This is a genomic window from Pseudomonas sp. 910_23 (assembly GCF_052850795.1).
In genome coordinates, this window is record NZ_VXCZ01000021.1 from 1 (window position 1) to 18324 (window position 18324).

13 protein-coding genes are annotated in these 18324 nt (G+C 61.4%); 9 read left to right on the forward strand and 4 right to left on the reverse strand.

What is annotated here, in order from left to right:
- Nucleotides 1–32: 32 nt before the first annotated feature.
- Together FW800_RS22375 and xthA are read right to left on the reverse strand one after the other, a co-directional pair.
- Complete coding sequence (locus FW800_RS22375; RefSeq protein WP_446438489.1) at nucleotides 33–1364, reverse strand: substrate-binding domain-containing protein; 1332 nt, start codon at nucleotides 1362–1364, stop codon at nucleotides 33–35.
- Nucleotides 1365–1503: 139 nt separating this feature from the next.
- Nucleotides 1504–2316 (reverse strand): exodeoxyribonuclease III, encoded by an 813-nt coding sequence (gene xthA, locus FW800_RS22380; RefSeq protein WP_078821688.1) that lies wholly within the window; start codon nucleotides 2314–2316, stop codon nucleotides 1504–1506.
- A 168-nt stretch (nucleotides 2317–2484) separates the two neighbouring features.
- Here xthA and FW800_RS22385 point away from each other — a divergent pair, with 168 nt between their 5' ends.
- From FW800_RS22385 to FW800_RS22415, 7 genes are all read left to right on the forward strand, one after another.
- On the forward strand, nucleotides 2485–3135 hold the full coding sequence (locus FW800_RS22385) for a GNAT family N-acetyltransferase (protein WP_005789194.1): 651 nt from the start codon (nucleotides 2485–2487) through the stop codon (nucleotides 3133–3135).
- Between the two features lie 64 nt (nucleotides 3136–3199).
- Nucleotides 3200–4927 carry an autotransporter assembly complex protein TamA gene (locus FW800_RS22390; protein WP_122733437.1) on the forward strand — a complete coding sequence of 576 codons (1728 nt, stop codon included), beginning with the start codon at nucleotides 3200–3202 and terminating at the stop codon, nucleotides 4925–4927.
- A complete protein-coding gene (locus FW800_RS22395) occupies nucleotides 4927–8613 on the forward strand; it encodes a translocation/assembly module TamB domain-containing protein (protein WP_446438490.1) in 3687 nt (1228 codons plus the stop codon). The genes FW800_RS22390 and FW800_RS22395 overlap by 1 nt, the downstream gene beginning before the upstream one ends.
- Nucleotides 8614–8802: 189 nt before the next feature.
- On the forward strand, nucleotides 8803–9276 hold the full coding sequence (locus tag FW800_RS22400; protein WP_005789189.1) for a MarR family winged helix-turn-helix transcriptional regulator: 474 nt from the start codon (nucleotides 8803–8805) through the stop codon (nucleotides 9274–9276).
- Complete coding sequence (locus FW800_RS22405; RefSeq protein WP_223018489.1) at nucleotides 9273–10724, forward strand: efflux transporter outer membrane subunit; 1452 nt, start codon at nucleotides 9273–9275, stop codon at nucleotides 10722–10724. The genes FW800_RS22400 and FW800_RS22405 overlap by 4 nt, the downstream gene beginning before the upstream one ends.
- A 15-nt stretch (nucleotides 10725–10739) precedes the next feature.
- Nucleotides 10740–11939: an efflux RND transporter periplasmic adaptor subunit gene (locus tag FW800_RS22410; RefSeq protein WP_032880580.1), complete on the forward strand. Its 1200-nt coding sequence runs from the start codon at nucleotides 10740–10742 to the stop codon at nucleotides 11937–11939.
- The gene (locus tag FW800_RS22415; protein ID WP_148853523.1) at nucleotides 11939–13468 is read left to right on the forward strand and encodes a DHA2 family efflux MFS transporter permease subunit; all 1530 of its coding nucleotides are present in this window, start codon (nucleotides 11939–11941) and stop codon (nucleotides 13466–13468) included. The genes FW800_RS22410 and FW800_RS22415 overlap by 1 nt, the downstream gene beginning before the upstream one ends.
- Nucleotides 13469–13622: 154 nt before the next feature.
- Here FW800_RS22415 and lpxH read toward each other — a convergent pair whose 3' ends face one another.
- Together lpxH and FW800_RS22425 are read right to left on the reverse strand one after the other, a co-directional pair.
- Complete coding sequence (lpxH, locus tag FW800_RS22420; RefSeq protein WP_446438491.1) at nucleotides 13623–14372, reverse strand: UDP-2,3-diacylglucosamine diphosphatase; 750 nt, start codon at nucleotides 14370–14372, stop codon at nucleotides 13623–13625.
- Nucleotides 14369–14872 (reverse strand): peptidylprolyl isomerase, encoded by a 504-nt coding sequence (locus FW800_RS22425; RefSeq protein ID WP_248132586.1) that lies wholly within the window; start codon nucleotides 14870–14872, stop codon nucleotides 14369–14371. Before FW800_RS22425 ends, lpxH begins: the two co-directional genes overlap by 4 nt.
- A gap of 261 nt (nucleotides 14873–15133) precedes the next feature.
- Here FW800_RS22425 and FW800_RS22430 point away from each other — a divergent pair, with 261 nt between their 5' ends.
- Together FW800_RS22430 and cysS are read left to right on the forward strand one after the other, a co-directional pair.
- Nucleotides 15134–16834, forward strand: coding sequence for a glutamine--tRNA ligase/YqeY domain fusion protein (locus FW800_RS22430; RefSeq protein WP_005789177.1), 1701 nt, complete (start codon nucleotides 15134–15136; stop codon nucleotides 16832–16834).
- A gap of 19 nt (nucleotides 16835–16853) precedes the next feature.
- Complete coding sequence (cysS, locus tag FW800_RS22435) at nucleotides 16854–18236, forward strand: cysteine--tRNA ligase (RefSeq protein ID WP_148853521.1); 1383 nt, start codon at nucleotides 16854–16856, stop codon at nucleotides 18234–18236.
- The last annotated feature ends 88 nt before the right edge of the window (nucleotides 18237–18324 follow it).

Below are 18324 nucleotides of genomic sequence, written 5' to 3' on the forward strand. Positions count from 1 at the left end.
GAGGCCAGTCCAAGCACCTCAAACTCCAAGGCTCAGTACACCCAAACCTCCACCCGCCGATTCTTGATCCTACCTTCGTCCGCGGTATTCGCCGCCACCGGCATTTGCGCGCCAAACCCGCGAATATCCTTGAGCACCACGCCGCTCTTTGCCAGCTCGCGGCGCACCGCCATCGCCCGTAACTTCGACAGCAACGCCGCACGTTGCGGATCGTTCTTGGTATCGCCAAAGCCCACCAGCGTGACCTGCTTGTTCAGCTTGCCGTGGCTTTTGATATAGGCCACCACCCGCTGCAAATCCTGGCGTGCCTTGTTGTCGAGGCTGGCGCTACCCTCTTCGAAGCGAAAATTTACCGTCAGGCGCTGAGCGTCGCGGGCGATGGCCTGGTAGTCGTCAGGCATTGACGGGCGAGGTGTCACGCCGATCGCCTGCACCTGCTGGGCGATAAACCCATTGGCCGCCACAATCGCCTGGCCTTTACTGGATTGGGTAAAGTCCACCAACGCCTTGGCCCACGGATTGCGGGAGGAGGGCGGCAGATAAAAGAACAGCCGTCGCGACAGCGGGTAATCTTCGGTGGCGATGAGGCTGGTCAGCGGCAACATCGGTTGCGAGGCGCCATCGGCAATCGCCACTGCTTTAGCCTGACGCACATAGGGCAGGCCGATAAAGCCGATACCCTGGGGATCCTGGCTGACTGCGTCGGACAGTTGTTCGCTGGATTCGAAACGCTTGGCTGACGGCGCGAGCGGCTGCTGACGTCGGCTCAACACCAGTTCCCTGAAGGTGTCGTAGGTGCCGGACTGATCATCACGGGCATATAAATGAATGGCACCGCCACTCCCGCCCAATGCCTCCCAGGTGCTGACTTCGCCGTTGAAGATCTGGGCCAACTGCTCGGTGTCAAGAGTATTGAGTGGGTTGCGTGGGTTAACAATGATCGCCAGGCCATCAATGGCGATGACCTGTTCGGCATCGGGGCTTTTCAGGTCGCCCAGAGGTTCAAGGTCCACCAGTTCGCCGTCCTTGATCGGGCGGGACGCGGCGGCGAGGTCCGCGCGGGTATTTTTCAGCGCGGCAAAGCCGGTGCTGGAACCGTGGGCCGCGACTTCGATGGTCACCGTCTTGCCTTGGCGCGTCGTGCCGACCACGCTCTGTTCATTTGCCCCGGCGCCCGGTTCGCTGCGCACATCCCGTAAGCCTTGATGCTCCATCAAACCCATGACCAACGCCGGGCCGAGTGCCGCGCCAATGGTGTTGGAGCCCTGGATGCGCAGGGCGGGACCTTGGCCGGGGACGGGAAGAGGGGCTGCCACGGCGGGGAGGGCGATCGCAATACACAGGAACAGAACGCGCAGCATCATGCCGGCACCTTCTCAAGCCAAAGGAAGTGCCGCGAGATTAAGTCAGTTGGGTTGCAGCAATGTGACTGATGCATCGCAAGGCTAAATGTGGGAGGGGCCAAGCCCCCCTCCCACATTTAGATCTTCACCAGGCTTGCTATCAGCTCAGTTCCAACCAGATCGGTGCATGGTCCGACGGCTTCTCCAAGCCACGCAAATCGTAATCCACCCCGGCATCCTTGACCCGTGGCACCAGCCCGGTGGACGCCATGATCACGTCAATGCGCAGCCCGCGCTTGGGCTCATCCTCAAACCCACGGCTGCGATAGTCGAACCAGCTGAAACGGTCGGTCACGTCCGGGTTGAGGTGGCGGAAGCTGTCCACCAGGCCCCAGTTCTTCAGGCGCTCCATCCACTCGCGCTCCTCCGGCAGGAAGCTGCACTTGCCGGTTTTCAGCCAGCGCTTGGCGTTATCGGCGCCGATACCGATGTCGCAGTCTTGCGGGGAAATGTTCACGTCGCCCATCACCACCAGCGCCTGGTCGTTGCTGAACTGGCTTTCCAGCAGGTGCTGCAAGTCTTCATAGAAGCGCTGCTTGGCCGGGAACTTGGTGGGGTGGTCGCGGCTTTCGCCCTGGGGGAAGTAGCCGTTCATGATGGTCACCGGGTGGCCATTTTCATCGGCGAAGGTGCCCCAGATAAAACGACGCTGGGCGTCTTCTTCATCGCTGGCAAAACCTTTGTGCAGGGTCAAGGCCGGCTGGCGCGAGAGCAGGGCCACGCCGTAGTGGCCTTTCTGCCCGTGGTAGTACACGTGATAACCCAAAGCCTGCACTTCGGCCAGCGGGAACTGATCATCGTGAACCTTGGTTTCCTGCAGGCCGATCACGTCAGGTTGATGCTTTTCAATCAGCGCCGCCAGCTGATGAGGGCGAGCACGCAGCCCGTTGATATTGAAGGAGACGATTTTCATGGTCGGCAGTCCAGTCTGGCAAAAGGGCGATGCTAGCCGACAAGTCGGACGGGGGCCAGCGTGGCGGTAGGGTGAATGCGCTGCTAATGTCTGGGAACGACTGGAGCTGCACAGGTTCGTACCCATAAGAACGCCATGTTTGAGTGGCGCCCAGGGAGATTGACTGTTATGCCAGACACTTCGACGGCCACTGCCGAAATCCGCCTGCTCAATAGCGGTTATTCCCGTGAAGCGCGATCCCTGCTTTACCAGGCGTATCGCCATGAACCGACCTTCGCCTATATCTTCGAAGCCGAACGGCCGGGTTATGAACAACGGGTGCGCGCCACCGTGCGCGAATTGGTCAAACAGCACTTTTTTCAGAAGCTTCCCGCCATCGGCCTGTTCGTCAACGACCGGCTGATCGGTATCGCCCTGATTGCGCCGCCGCAACGACGCCTGGGCATCACCGAGAGCTGGGCCTGGCAGATCCGCATGTGGCTGAGTACCGGCGTGCGCGGTACCCGGCGTTACCTGGAATACCATCAGGCAGTCCTGGCGTGCCTGCCCAGCGAGGCCGTGCATGTGCTGCCGTTGCTGGGCATTCACCCGCAGTTCCAGGGCCAGCATCATGGTGAGCAACTGCTTGAAGCCGTGCACAACTGGTGCGCCGACGATCCGCACTCCTCAGGCGTGGTGCTTGACACCGGCAACTCCCGTTACCTGGATTTCTACAAGCGCCAAGGCTATGAGGAGATCGGTGAAGTCGCCGTAGGGCCGGTGCTGGAGCATGTGTTTTTCCATCCCAATCCCCAGGCGTTACATCCTGCAACGTCTTAGGACAGAATTATTCAGACAAATCCGAGTTCAAAGTCCCTCCCTAGCTCGTGTAGCATCCGCGCCTATGAAGTATCCAGGAAGATTTACCAGCGGCTTGATTCTGCTGTTCACAAGCTGCGGCGCATTGGCGCAAAGTGAACTGGACGTGCGGATCAAACCCTCAAACGACGCGCTGAAAGCCAACATCGAAGGCTATATCGGCGGGGTTGGCGATCGTGACGAAGAAGCCTTGCTGCGGTTCAGCCGTGGCGCCGAGGAGCAGGCGCGCAAAGCCGCGCAGGCACTGGGCTTCTATCAGCCACAGATCGCCAGCGAGGTGAAGGGCGGCAAGAATCCGCGCCTGACCCTCACCATCGACCCCGGCGAACCGGTGCATTTGCGCGACGTGACCATTCGGGTCGATGGCCAGGCCGCGAGCCTCAAGGCCTTTCGCGTACCCGCCAGCGACGACCTCAAGCCCGGTGCCGTGCTCAATCACGGTCATTACGAAGACGCCAAGCGCCTGATCCAGAACCAGGCGTCACGCTACGGCTTTTTCAGCGGGCGCTTCACTAGCCAGAAGCTCGCGGTTGATCCTCAAGCGGGCGTGGCCGACATCGAACTCATTTACGACAGCGGCCCGCGCTACAGCATGGGCAAGGTCAGCTTCAGCGGCGACACGCCGTTTGATGAAGAACTGTTGCAACGCATGGTGCCCTTTGACAGTGGCACGCCGTACGACTCCGAGCTGGTCGCCGAACTCAACCAGAACCTGCAAGCCAGCGGCTTCTTCGAAGGCGTGCGCGTGGACGCCAGCCCCACGGCCGCCACCAACGACGTAATCCCGGTCGCCGTACAATTGGAAACCCGCAAGCCCCGCACCATGGGCCTCGGCCTGGGTTACTCCACCGACGTCGGCCCACGGGGCAAAGCCAACTGGACGCGGCATTGGGTCAACCCCCAGGGCCACAGCTACGGTTGGGAAGCCGAATTGTCGGCACCGCGGCAGAACGTCGGCCTGTGGTATGACATCCCGCTGGACCCGCCGCTTACCGACAAATTGCGCTTTGCCGGTGGCTATCAGAATGAAGAGATCGCCAACACCGACACCTTGAGCAAGCTGCTCACCATTGGCCCCGAATGGCACAGCAAGTTGCCCAGCGGCTGGACGCGGGTGATTTCCCTCAAGTACCAGCGTGAGGAATACCGCCTGGGCAATGACTCGGGGCTGAGTAACCTGTTGATGCCGGGGGTGAGTTATTCCTACCTGCGCAGCGACAACCGTATCGACCCGCACCATGGCTATCGCCTGATGTTCGACACCAAGGTCGCCAAAGAGGGCCTGGGGTCTGACACCAACCTGCTTTACGGCACGGCCACGATCAAGGGCCTGACCACCTTGTGGGACAACCACCGTTTTCTGGGGCGCGCACAATTTGGCGGCAGTGCTACCAACGGCTACAAATCCGTGCCGCCGTCGTTGCGCTTCTTTGCCGGTGGCGACCAGAGCGTGCGCGGCTACGAGTACCAGACCCTGTCGCCCGAGAACGATCGTGGCGACCGTATCGGTGGTCGCTACATGGTGGCCTTGAGTGCCGAGTATCAATACTCCATCACCGATAAATGGCGGATCGCGACCTTCATCGACCAGGGTAACTCGTTCAACAACCTGGACCTGCCGAGCCTGAAAACCGGCGTCGGCGTCGGCGTGCGCTGGGTGTCGCCGGTGGGGCCGATCCGCCTCGACCTGGCCCATGCCCTCGAAGATCCGGGCGGCGTTCGCTTGCACTTTTCCATGGGGCCTGAGCTGTGATGCGTGGTTTGAAGATAGCGGGGCTGGTGCTGGTCGCCATCCTCGTGTTGCTGTTGTTGGCGCTGTGGTCAGTGCTTGGCACCCAGGCGGGCAGTCGCTGGGCCTTGGGCCAGGTGCCAGGTTTGAGCGTGGAGAATTTCCAGGGCCGCCTGGGCGGGCGGTGGAGTGCCGATCATCTGCTGTGGCAGCAGGACGGCAGCCGCGTCGAGCTGAATGCGCCGACGTTTGACTGGTCGCCCGGCTGTCTGTTGCGCATGACCCTGTGTATCAACCGACTGGACGTGGAACAGGTCAGCCTGGAATTTGCCCCCAGTGCCGAAGAGAGCAGCAGCGGGCCGATTCAGCTCCCCGACCTGAAACTGCCGGTTGCCATCCAACTGGGCGACGTTCGCATCGGTAGCCTGCTGTTCAACGGCAGCGAAGAACTCAAGGGCCTGCAACTGGCGGCGCACTGGACCACCGCTGGTATGCAGATTGACTCGGTACATTTGCAGCGCGATGACCTGGTGCTCGACCTTGCCGGCCTGCTGCAACCTACCGGCGATTGGCCGCTGAATGCCACCGGCAACCTGAGCCTGCCCTACGCCCCAGGCGGTGCACTCTGGAGCGTCGCGCTCAAGCTCGACGGCGACCTGCTCAAGACCCTCAAGCTCGACGCCGACAGCAGCGGCTACCTGCCGGCCAAGCTCAAAGGCGAGCTGCAACCCCTGGCCGAAAACCTGCCGGCGCAGTTGCACATCACCTCCGAGGCGTTCAAACCCAGCGCCGACCTGCCTGACACCTTGCAACTCAACCAGTTGGACTTGAGCGCCAAGGGCAACCTGAAAGATGGCTACCAGTTGCAGGGCAAGGCCGTGCTGCCAGCGGAAAAAGGCCCGGTGGATTTACTCCTGCAAGGCAAGGTCGACGCCAAGGGCGCGCAGATCGCCGGGCTGGACCTGAATGCCGGTGACCAGCAAAGCCTCAAGCTCAGTGCCAACCTGGACTGGCAACAAGGCTTCAGTGCTGACGCCAAAATCGACTGGCTGGACTTCCCCTGGCATCGCCTCTATCCCGTCATCGACGAGCCGCAAGTGGCATTGCGTACCTTCAATGGTGAAATCTCCTATAAGGACGGCAATTACCTGGGCAACCTCAAGGCCGACCTTGATGGCCCGGCGGGTAAGTTCAATGTGGTCACCCCCTTCAGTGGCGACCTCAAGCAAGTCTTCCTGCCTGAGTTGAAACTGACGGCCGGTCAGGGCAAGGCCGAAGGCCACCTGAACCTGCAATTTGCCGACGGTATTGCCTGGGACACCGCGCTGGACCTGTCGGCACTGAACCCGGCGTACTGGGTGGCCGAGTTACCTGGCACCCTGGCCGGACCGCTGCGCAGCAAAGGCGAGTTCAAAAATGAGCAACTCAAGCTCAACGTCGACCTCGATCTCAAGGGCCGCCTGCGCGGGCAAACCGCTGTGCTGGCGGCCAAGGCCGAAGGTGCAGGCGAACAATGGACCCTCGCCAACCTAGACATCCGCTTGGGTGACAACCGCATCAACGGCAGTGGCAGCCTGCAACAACGCCTGGCCGGGCAGATCGACATCAAGCTGACGCGCCTGGCCCAGCTTTGGCCGCAACTGCGCGGGCAAATCAATGGGCGTGTCGATGTGGCCGGCACTTTGAAGGCGCCGCAAGGCAAGCTCGACCTCAAGGGCCAGCAATTGGCATTTGCCGACAATCGCCTGCAAGCCCTCAACCTCGACGCCAGCCTCGATAGCGCCCAACGCGCCAAGCTCGACCTGAAGGCCAGCGGCATCTACGCCGGCGAAACCCAGGTCGGCAACCTGACCGCCAGCGCCCAGGGCGATATCAAGAACCAAAAGGTCCAACTGGACCTGGCCGGCCCCCTGGTCAAGCTGGCCCTGGCATTGGATGGCAACCTCGATAAAAACAACTGGCGCGGGCGCCTGGCCAGCGGTGACGTACAAGCCGGCGGCCAGGACTGGCGGCTGCAAGCCCCGGCGAAAATCGAGCGCCTGGCCGATGGCAAGCTGACCTTCGGTGCGCACTGCTGGGTCTCCGGGCCCGCCAGCCTGTGTGGCGAAGACCAGCGCCTGATGCCCGAACCGAAGCTGCGTTACCACCTCAAGCAATTCCCCATCGACAGCCTTGCGGCATTTTTGCCCAAAGACTTCGCCTGGCAGGGCAAGCTCAATGCTGACGTACAGCTCGATTTGCCGGAAAGCGGACCCAAGGGCGTAGTGGCGGTAGATGCCAGCGGCGGCACCTTGCGCGTGCGTGACAAGGGCCAGTGGCTGGATTTCCCCTACGACACCCTGAAGCTGGAAACCACCCTCAACCCCAAGCGTATCGACACCCAGCTGAATTTCCGTGGCGGCAAGCTTGGCGAGTTGTTGTTGCAGGCGCAGATAAATCCGCTGCCGAACAATAAGCCGATCTCCGGCAATTTCAGCCTCACCGGCCTGGACCTCGCCGTGGCGCGGCCCTTTGTGCCGATGGTGGAAAAGCTCACCGGCAAGCTCAACGGCAGCGGGCGTATTTCCGGCGGTTTGCTTGCGCCGCTGGTCAACGGCAACCTGAACCTGGTGGACGGTGAAGTCTCCGGGCCCGAGTTGCCCATCAGCCTTGAGGGCTTGAACCTGCAGGCGCAGATCGCCGGCGAAAGCGTGCAGCTCAACGGTGGCTGGCGTAGCGGCAAGGCCGGGCAGGGTAGCCTCACGGGCCAGATCGACTGGGGCCGCGCCCTGGTGGTCGACCTCAGCCTCAAGGGCTCGCAACTGCCGGTCACCGTAGAACCCTATGCCAAGCTGGAAGTGGCACCCGACCTGAAGATCAGCCTCAAGGACGACAAACTGGCGATTGCCGGCAAAGTGCATATCCCCCGTGGCGATATCACCGTGCGCGAGCTGCCGCCTTCGACGGTCAAGGTCTCTGACGACACGGTAATCATCGGCAGCCAGACCGAAGAGGGCAAAGCGCCAATGGCCATGGCCATGGATATCGACGTGGAGGTGGGTGAAGACCAGCTCAACTTCGCCGGCTTCGGCCTGACCGCCAAGGTCCAGGGCCATGTGCATATTGGCGACAACATGGACACCCGTGGCGAGCTGTGGCTCAACGACGGCCGTTACCGTGCCTACGGCCAGCGCCTCAACGTGCGCCGCGCGCGGCTGTTGTTCGCCGGGCCGCTGGACCAGCCGTTCCTGGATATCGAAGCGGTGCGCGTAGTGGTCGAATCGTCCCGCACCGTGACTGCCGGTATTCGCCTGAGCGGCAGCGCCGAACAGCCGGCCACGCAGATTTTCTCCGAGCCGGCCATGGCTCAAGAAGATGCGCTGTCGTACCTGGTGTTGGGTCGTTCGCGCACCAACACTGGCGAAGACAACAACATGCTCGCCGAAGCCGCCCTGGGCCTGGGCTTGATGGGCAGCGCCGGTGTGACCTCGGATATCGCCAATAAGCTGGGTATCCAGGATTTCGACCTCGACACCCAGGGCACCGGTAACAGCACCGCGGTGGTGGCCAGCGGCAAGATCAACGAGAAGCTCAGCCTGCGTTATGGGGTCGGGGTGTTTGAACCGGCTAACACCATTGCGTTGCGCTACCTGCTGAGCAAGAAGGTGTACCTGGAAGTGGCCACGGGCGTAGCCAGTTCTCTGGATATCTTTTACAAACGCGATTTCTGATCGGTACGCGGTAAAAAATGTGGGAGGGGCGGTGCGACGATTCGACTTGCTCCTCCCACATTGGTTTTCATTTCACTCCAGCCTTCGGTCAACTACCAAGCAACCTAATTATTCCATTTGACATTCGCTGCCTAAGCAGTAACATCTCGTCACACATTCACTGCCTAGGCAGTAATAAGGTGACTTTCGATGCCTCACTTCACCCCCGATAACTTCCACAACTGCCACCTCGGCCTGTTGCTGGGCCGCGCCGCGATTCTCAAGGACCGCATCATCGACACCCATATGGAACCCCACGGCATCACTGCCGCGCAGTTCAAGGTGTTGATCATCATGGCCCAGTTCGGCGTCGACACCCCGGCCGAGCTTTGCCGCAACCTGTCCCTGGACAGCGGTTCGATGACGCGGATGCTCGACCGGCTGGAGCAAAAAGACCTGCTCAGCCGCAAGCGCTCCGAGCTGGACCGACGCCAGGTGCAGTTGGTGCTGACTGCCGAGGGCCAGCGCCTGGCGGACATGCTCCCGCACATCGGCGCCCAGGCCCTCAACCAACTGGCCGGCGCGCTTGAACCGGGCGAGTTGGAAACCCTGGAGCGGATCCTGAAGAAGATACTGATCGCTGCGGGTGACCCCATCACGATCCAGCGGGTAGGTAGATCATGAACACACGCGCACTCAGCCTGGTGCTGGCGGCGATGACGTTGGCCGGTTGCGCCAATTACAGCGGCCTCGACACCCAGGGTCAGCGCCTCGACGCCAACACCCTGCAAACCGGCAAATCCCTCAGCGGCGTGACGCTGTCGAGCGCCGCCTGGCCGGCCGCCGACTGGTGGAAAAGCCTCGGCGACCCACAGCTTGACGGCCTGATCCAGGAGGCCCTGCAAAGCAGCCCCGACATGCAAGTCGCCGACGCCCGTGCCCACCAGGCCGAAGCTGCGGCCTATGCCGCCAACGCCGCCCGTATGCCGACCGTGGATGCCAGCGCCGGTGTAAGCCGCTCTCGCTTGGCCAAGGACCAGGACCCGCGTGGTCAGGGCGATGCCTATTCGACGGTGCGCAACATCGGCGCCAGCTTCAACTACAACTTCGACCTCTGGGGCGGCCAGCGCGCAGCCTGGGAAGCCGCGTTGGGCCAGGCCCGCGCCGCCGAAGTCGACCAGCAGGCCGCGCGCCTGACCCTGGCGGCCAACGTGGCCAAAGCCTACAGCGACCTGGGCCAGGCGCATATCGTGCGTGACCTGGCTGTCGATGACCTCAAGCGCACCCGCCAGATGCTCGACCTGAGCAAGCGCCGCCTGAGTTCCGGCATCGACAGTGAATACCAATACCAGCAGACCGAGAGCCTGGAAGCCAGCTCCCAGTCGCAACTGATCGACGCGGAAAAACAACTGCAAAGCGCCAAGATCGCCCTCGCCGTATTGCTCGGCAAAGGCCCGGACCGTGGCGACGAGTTGGCGCGCCCAGCGGTGCTCAAACCCAGCGCCGTCGCGGTGCCCGCGGTGTTGCCTGCCGAGCTGCTCGGTCGTCGCCCGGACCTGGTCGCCGCACGCTGGCGAGTGGAGGCGGCGAGCAAGAACATCGACGCGAGCAAAACCCGCTTCTACCCCAACCTCAACCTGAGCGCGAGCGCAGGCGCCGAGTCGTTGCTGGGCGATGCGATGTTCGGTTCGGCCAGCCGTTTCTTCAATATTGCGCCGACGATTTCGCTGCCGATTTTTGATGGCGGCCGCCTGCGCGCCGACCTTGACGCCCGCGACGCCGACTACGACCTGGCCGTGGCCCAGTACAACAAAACCCTGGTGCAAGCCCTGGGTGATATCGGCAACAGCCTTTCGCAGCTGCGCGACACCGGCCGCCAGATCCAGGCCCAGCAACATGCCGCTGACATCGCCCAGCAGTCCTACGACACCGGGGTGCAACGCTACAGCTCGGGCATCGGTAACTACCTGGATGTGCTCAGCATCGAGCAGCAACTGCTGCAGGCCCAGCGTCAGCTGGCGACCCTGAAGGCGGCGCAGATCGATCTGTCGATTCAACTGATGCAGGCCCTGGGCGGCGGATACAACGCCAGCAACGTGGCCGCGACCACCCCCGCCACACGCACGGAATAATTTGAGGTATTTGTCATGGCCACTGCCGACAGTAACAACGCAACTGAACAACCCAAAGACAACAACCCACGCAAACGCAAAGTCATGCTCATCGGCCTGGCGCTGATCGTCATCCTCGGTGTGGTAGGCGTGTGGGCCTGGTATGAGTTCTACGGGCGCTTCAACGAGAGCACCGATGATGCCTACGTGAACGGCAACGTGGTGGAAATCACCCCACTGGTCACCGGCACCGTGGTCAGCATCGGCGCCGACGATGGCGACCTGGTGCATGAAGGCCAGGTGCTGATCAATTTCGACCCCAACGATGCTGCCGTCGGCCTGCAAAGTGCCCAGGCCAACCTGGCCCGCACTGTGCGCCAGGTGCGCGGCTTGTACAGCAATGTCGACGGCATGAAAGCCCAGGTCAATGCGCAGAAGGCCGATGTGCAAACGGCCCAGGACAACTACAACCGGCGTAAGACCCTGGCCCAGGGCGGCGCGATCTCCCAGGAAGAACTGTCCCACGCTCGCGACAGCCTGACCGCGGCCAAGAACGCCTTGACCAACCTTGAGCAACAACTCAAAACCACCAATGCCCTGGTGGATGACACGGTGATTTCGTCCCACCCCGACGTGCAAGCCGCCGCTGCACAACTGCGTCAGGCCTACCTGACCAATGCGCGCAGCACCCTGATTGCGCCGGTCACCGGCTATGTAGCCAAGCGCACCGTACAACTGGGCCAGCGTGTTCAACCGGGCACCGCGCTGATGGCCGTGATTCCGCTGGACCAGCTGTGGATTGACGCCAACTTCAAGGAAACCCAACTGCGGGATATGCGCATCGGCCAGCCGGTGGATATCGAGTCGGACATCTACGGCAGCGACGTGAAGTACAGCGGCACCGTCGACAGCCTCGGCGCCGGCACCGGCAGCGCGTTCGCCTTGCTGCCCGCACAGAACGCCACCGGCAACTGGATCAAGATCGTGCAGCGGGTACCGGTGCGCATCCATATCAACGCTGAAGAGTTGGCCAAGCACCCGCTGCGGGTGGGCTTGAGCACCGTGGTCAACGTAGACCTGCACGACCAGAGCGGCCCGGTGCTGGCGCAACAGGCGCCGCAAAAGGCCTCGTTCACCACCAGCGTGTATGACCGTCAATTGGCCGAAGCGGATGCCATGATCAATCAGTTGATTCATGACAACAGCGTCGCCGCTCCCAAGGCTGCGCAACGCTGATGAGCAATAACGCCTCGTTCACGCCACCCAGCCTGTTGATGGCCACTATTGGCCTGTCGCTGGCGACCTTTATGCAGGTGCTCGACACCACCATCGCCAACGTGGCGTTGCCGACCATTTCCGGCAACCTGGGCGTGAGTTCGGAGCAGGGCACCTGGGTGATCACCTCGTTTGCGGTGAGCAACGCCATCGCGTTGCCGCTCACCGGCTGGTTGAGCCGGCGCTTTGGCGAGGTGAAGCTGTTTCTGTGGGCGACCATCCTGTTTGTGCTGGCTTCGTTCCTGTGCGGGATTTCCACCTCGATGCCCGAGTTGATCGGCTTTCGGGTGCTGCAAGGTTTGGTCGCCGGGCCGTTGTACCCGATGACGCAGACGCTGTTGATCGCGGTCTACCCACCCGCCAGGCGCGGGATGGCCCTGGCGTTACTGGCAATGGTCACGGTGGTGGCACCGATTGCAGGCCCTATCCTTGGCGGCTGGATCACTGACAGCTACAGCTGGCCGTGGATCTTTTTCATCAACGTGCCCATCGGTATCTTCGCGGTGATGGTGGTGCGCTCGCAATTGAAGAAGCGTCCGGTGGTTACCAGCTACCAGCCGATGGATTACGTTGGTTTGTTGAGCCTGATCGTCGGGGTCGGCGCCTTGCAGATCATCCTCGACAAGGGCAATGACCTGGACTGGTTCGAATCCAATTTCATCATCATTGGTGCGGCCATTTCGGTGATCGCCCTGGCGGTGTTCGTCATCTGGGAAATGACCGACAAGCACCCGGTGGTCAACCTGCGGCTGTTCGCACACCGTAATTTCCGTATCGGCACCATCGTGTTGATCCTGGGGTATGCGGGCTTTTTCGGCATCAACCTGATCCTGCCGCAGTGGCTGCAGACCCAGATGGGCTACACCGCCACCTGGGCCGGGCTGGCGGTGGCACCGATCGGTATCCTGCCGGTGCTGATGTCGCCGTTCGTAGGCAAGTACGCGCACAAGTTCGACCTGCGCTTGCTGGCAGGCCTGGCGTTCCTGGCGATTGGCCTGAGCTGCTTTATGCGCGCCGGTTTCACCAACGAAGTGGACTTTACCCATATCGCCATGGTGCAGCTGTTCATGGGTATCGGCGTGGCGCTGTTCTTCATGCCGACCTTGAGCATCCTGATGTCCGACCTGCCACCGCACCAGATCGCCGACGGCGCCGGGCTCGCGACCTTCCTGCGCACCTTGGGCGGCAGCTTCGCGGCCTCGCTGACCACCTGGATCTGGATCCGTCGTGCAGACCAGCACCATGCCTACATGAGCGAGAACATGACCACCTACGACTCGGCCACCCGTGATGCCTTGCAGGCGCTGGGCGGGGCAGGGCAGAAGGCGTACACGCAGCTGGACCAGATTCTCACCAGCCAGGCGTACATGATGTCCACCGTGGATTACTTCACGTTGCTGGGGTGGATGTTCATGGGGTTGATGTTGCTGGTGTGGCTGGCCAAGCCGCCATTTACCGCAAAGGCAGGGCCAGCAGCCTCGGGCCACTGATAGCCAAGGCTGAAATGCAATCAAACTGTGGGAGGGGGCTTGCCCCCGATGGCGGTGGGTCAGTCAACACATCTGATACTGACCCACCGCCATCGGGAGCAAGCCCCCTCCCACAGTTTAATCTCTGTTCACATTGACCAGTGGTGTTTGAGAGTCAGGCGCCAGGCAGTGCCAACTGCGGGTTGACGAAATCAAACGCCGTCAGTTGAAACCCTTGCTCATCCACCTGCAATGCCCACCCTTGCTTGTCCCAGTCCCCCAGCACAATGCGCTTGGCCGCCTGGTCGCCGATCTGCAACTTATGGATCGCAGGGCGGTGCGTATGGCCGTGGACCAGGGTGTGCACGCCGAACTGCTGCATCACCCGCGGCACTTCTTCGGGCGTGACATCGACAATGTCGTTGGCCTTCATGCGCACTTGGGCAGAGCTTTCGCTACGCAGCTTGCGCGCCAGTCTGTGGCGCGTGCCCAAAGGCAGGTGACGCAGGATAAACAACACAATCGGGTTACGCAGGATGCGCCGCAGCTTCATATAGCCAAGGTCGCGGGTGCAGAGGCTGTCGCCGTGCATCAGCAGCACAGGCTCGCCATACAATTGCACAACACTCGGGTCCTTGAGCAAGGTGGCGCCTGCCGCTTTGCAGAACGCCTTGCCGATCAGGAAATCGCGGTTGCCATGCATGATGAAAATCGGGGTGCCGCTGTCGCTCAGTTCACGCAACGCCGCACAGATGGAACGCTGGAAGGGGGTCATGCCATCATCGCCAATCCAGGCTTCGAAGAAGTCCCCCAGAATGTACAACGCCTGGGCGCCACGGGCGCGGCCGTGGAGCAGATCCAGAAACGCCCGGGTGATGTCCGGGCGCGTATCGATCAGATGCAAATCTGAAATCAGTAATATCACCCAACGATCTCGGCTTTCTCGACGATCACGTCTTCGGCTGGAACGTCCTGGTGACCGGCCTTGGAGGTGGTGGACACGCCTTTGATCTTGTCGACAACGTCGGTGCCTTCGGTGACTTTACCGAACACCGCGTAGCCCCAACCCTGCACGTTCTTGCCGCTGTGGTTGAGGAAGGCGTTGTCGGCGACGTTGATGAAGAACTGCGCGGAGGCCGAGTGCGGCTCCATGGTACGGGCCATGGCGACGGTGTACTTGTCGTTGGAAAGGCCGTTGTCCGCTTCGTTCTGGATGCTTGGGCGCTTGTCTTTCTTTTCTTTCATGCCAGGCTCGAAACCGCCGCCCTGGATCATGAAGTTGCCGATGACACGGTGGAAAACGGTGTTTTCGTAGTGGCCGGCTTTCACGTATTCGATGAAGTTGGCGACGGTGATCGGCGCCTTGTCGGCGTTCAGCTCGATGACGATGTCACCGTGGTTGGTGGTCAGTTTGACTTGAGTCATGTTCACTACTCTTTTCAGGGAATTCGTGGGTTTGGGCGCCTGGGCGCCACGACCGGTTTGGCCAGGCTTGGGCCAAGACGCGCAGTTTAGCGTGCCTTGCAGGAATTTCGAGGTGGTTTTTTACCGCGCCTGTCATTAAAGCAGCAATTAAAGCAGCAGTTTTCGACCGCGCTCTGTCAGGTGGTTGACAGCTTCGGCTATGATAAGCCCTTTGTTTTATCTGGCCTGACCCGGCCACGAACCTGTCTGTTCAAGGATCCTATGAGCAAGCCCACTGTCGACCCTACCTCGAATGCCAAGGCCGGACCTGCCGTCCCGGTCAATTTCCTGCGCCCGATCATCCAGGCGGACCTGGATTCGGGCAAGCATACGCAGATCGTCACCCGCTTCCCGCCAGAGCCCAACGGCTACCTGCACATCGGTCACGCCAAGTCGATCTGTGTGAATTTCGGCCTGGCCCAGGAGTTCGGTGGCGTCACGCACCTGCGTTTCGACGACACCAACCCGGCCAAGGAAGACCAGGAATACATCGACGCCATTGAAAGCGACATCAAGTGGCTGGGCTTCGAATGGTCCGGTGAAGTGCGCTATGCCTCCAAGTATTTCGACCAGTTGTTCGACTGGGCTGTCGAGCTGATCAAGGCCGGCAAGGCCTATGTGGACGACCTGACCCCGGAGCAGGCCAAGGAGTACCGTGGCACGCTGACCGAGCCGGGCAAGAACAGCCCGTTCCGCGACCGTTCGGTGGAAGAGAACCTGGACTGGTTCAACCGTATGCGCGCCGGCGAGTTCCCGGACGGCGCCCGCGTGCTGCGTGCCAAGATCGACATGGCCTCGCCGAACATGAACCTGCGCGACCCGATCATGTATCGCATCCGCCATGCCCACCACCACCAGACCGGTGACAAGTGGTGCATCTACCCCAACTACGACTTCACCCACGGTCAGTCGGACGCCATCGAAGGCATCACCCACTCCATCTGCACCCTGGAGTTCGAAAGCCATCGTCCGCTGTACGAATGGTTCCTGGACAGCCTGCCGGTACCGGCGCACCCGCGTCAGTACGAATTCAGCCGCCTGAACCTGAACTACACCATCACCAGCAAGCGCAAGCTCAAGCAACTGGTGGATGAAAAGCACGTACATGGCTGGGATGACCCGCGCATGTCCACGCTGTCGGGCTTCCGTCGCCGTGGCTACACCCCGGCGTCGATCCGCAACTTCTGCGACATGGTCGGCACCAACCGTTCCGACGGTGTGGTCGACTTCGGCATGCTCGAATTCAGCATCCGCCAGGACCTCGACGCCAACGCCCCCCGCGCCATGTGCGTGCTGCGGCCGTTGAAGGTGGTGATTACCAACTACCCGGAAGGCCAGGTCGAGAACCTCGAACTGCCGCGTCACCCACAGAAAGAAGAGCTGGGCGTGCGCAAATTGCCGTTCGCCCGCGAAATCTACATCGACCGCGACGACTTCATGGAAGAGCCGCCCAAGGGCTACAAGCGCCTGGAGCCGAACGGCGAAGTGCGCCTGCGCGGCAGCTACGTGATCCGTGCGGACGAAGCGATCAAGGACGCCGATGGCAACATCGTCGAACTGCGCTGCTCGTACGATCCGGACACCCTGGGCAAGAACCCTGAAGGCCGCAAGGTCAAGGGTGTGGTCCACTGGGTGCCGGCCGCTGCCAGCATCGAATGCGAAGTGCGCCTGTACGATCGTCTGTTCCGCTCGCCGAACCCCGAGAAGGCCGAAGACAGCGCGAGTTTCCTCGACAACATCAACCCTGACTCCCTGCAAGTGCTCACTGGTTGTCGTGCCGAGCCATCGCTTGGCGACGCACAGCCGGAAGACCGTTTCCAGTTCGAGCGCGAAGGTTACTTCTGCGCAGATATCAAGGACTCCAAACCTGGTGCTCCGGTATTCAACCGTACCGTGACCTTGCGAGATTCGTGGGGCCAGTGATTCTGTTTAAGGAACTGTCGTGCTAACGATCTACAACACACTCAGCAAGACCAAAGAAGTCTTCAAGCCGCTGGATGGCAACAAGGTGCGCATGTACGTGTGCGGCATGACCGTGTACGACTACTGCCACATCGGCCACGGCCGCAGCATGGTTGCCTTCGACCTGGTGACCCGCTGGCTGCGTTTCAGCGGCTATGACTTGACCTATGTGCGCAACATCACCGACATCGACGACAAGATCATCAACCGCGCCAACGAAAACGGCGAGTCGTTCGACGCGCTGACCGAGCGCATGATCGCTGCCATGCACGAGGACGAGGCGCGCCTCAACATCCTCAAGCCGGACATGGAACCGCGTGCCACGGACCACATCCCTGGCATGCACACGATGATCCAGACCCTGATCGACAAGGGTTACGCCTACGCCCCAGGCAATGGTGACGTGTACTACCGCGTCGCCAAGTTCATGGGCTACGGCAAGCTCTCGCGCAAGAAGATCGAAGACCTGCGCATCGGCGCGCGCATCGAAGTCGACGAAGCCAAGCAGGACCCGCTCGACTTCGTACTGTGGAAAGGTACCAAGCCCGGCGAGCCAAGCTGGGAATCGCCGTGGGGCCCTGGGCGTCCGGGCTGGCACATCGAATGCTCGGTAATGTCCACCTGCTGCCTGGGCGAGACCTTCGATATTCATGGCGGCGGCAGCGACCTGGAGTTCCCGCACCACGAAAACGAAATCGCCCAGAGCGAAGCCGCCACTGGCAAGACCTACGCCAACGCCTGGATGCACTGCGGCATGATCCGCATCAATGGCGAGAAGATGTCCAAGTCCTTGAACAACTTCTTCACCATCCGCGACGTGCTGGAAAAGTACCACCCGGAAGTGGTGCGTTACCTGCTGGTGTCCAGCCACTACCGCAGCGCCATCAACTACTCGGAAGACAACCTCAAGGACGCCAAGGGCGCCCTGGAGCGTTTCTACCACGCGTTGAAAGGCTTGCCAGCGGTGGCACCTGCTGGTGGCGAAACGTTCGTGGCACGCTTTACCGAAGTCATGAACGACGACTTCGGCACGCCGGAAGCCTGCGCGGTGCTGTTCGAGATGGTGCGTGAGATCAACCGCTTGCGTGAGACTGATCTCGACGCGGCAGCGGGCCTGGCGGCGCGCCTCAAAGAACTGGCCAGCGTACTGGGTGTGTTGCAGATGGAAGCCGATGACTTCCTGCAGGCCGGCGCTGAAGGGCGTGTGGATGCGGCGCAGGTGGATGCGTTGATTCAGGCGCGTCTGGCTGCTCGGGCTAACAAGGACTGGGCGGAATCCGACCGTATCCGTGACCAACTGACCGCGATGGGTGTGGTGTTGGAAGACGGGAAGGGTGGGACGACGTGGCGGTTGGCTGATTGACCGTTGAAAGCTGCATGCTGAATAAAAAACGCCCCGACTGGTTCGGGGCGTTTTTTGCATATTGCTAAGTTTTTCGAATTAAACCTCT

Bases quoted from the DNA above. Each gene is read 5' to 3' on its own strand.
- FW800_RS22425 (WP_248132586.1), bottom strand. From the start codon at position 14,872: ATGACTCAAGTCAAACTGACCACCAACCACGGTGACATCGTCATCGAG.
- FW800_RS22400 (WP_005789189.1), top strand. From the start codon at position 8,803: ATGCCTCACTTCACCCCCGATAACTTCCACAACTGCCACCTCGGCCTG.
- xthA (WP_078821688.1), bottom strand. From the start codon at position 2,316: ATGAAAATCGTCTCCTTCAATATCAACGGGCTGCGTGCTCGCCCTCAT.
- FW800_RS22405 (WP_223018489.1), top strand. From the start codon at position 9,273: ATGAACACACGCGCACTCAGCCTGGTGCTGGCGGCGATGACGTTGGCC.
- FW800_RS22375 (WP_446438489.1), bottom strand. From the start codon at position 1,364: ATGATGCTGCGCGTTCTGTTCCTGTGTATTGCGATCGCCCTCCCCGCC.
- FW800_RS22415 (WP_148853523.1), top strand. From the start codon at position 11,939: ATGAGCAATAACGCCTCGTTCACGCCACCCAGCCTGTTGATGGCCACT.
- FW800_RS22395 (WP_446438490.1), top strand. From the start codon at position 4,927: ATGCGTGGTTTGAAGATAGCGGGGCTGGTGCTGGTCGCCATCCTCGTG.
- FW800_RS22410 (WP_032880580.1), top strand. From the start codon at position 10,740: ATGGCCACTGCCGACAGTAACAACGCAACTGAACAACCCAAAGACAAC.
- FW800_RS22390 (WP_122733437.1), top strand. From the start codon at position 3,200: ATGAAGTATCCAGGAAGATTTACCAGCGGCTTGATTCTGCTGTTCACA.
- FW800_RS22385 (WP_005789194.1), top strand. From the start codon at position 2,485: ATGCCAGACACTTCGACGGCCACTGCCGAAATCCGCCTGCTCAATAGC.
- FW800_RS22430 (WP_005789177.1), top strand. From the start codon at position 15,134: ATGAGCAAGCCCACTGTCGACCCTACCTCGAATGCCAAGGCCGGACCT.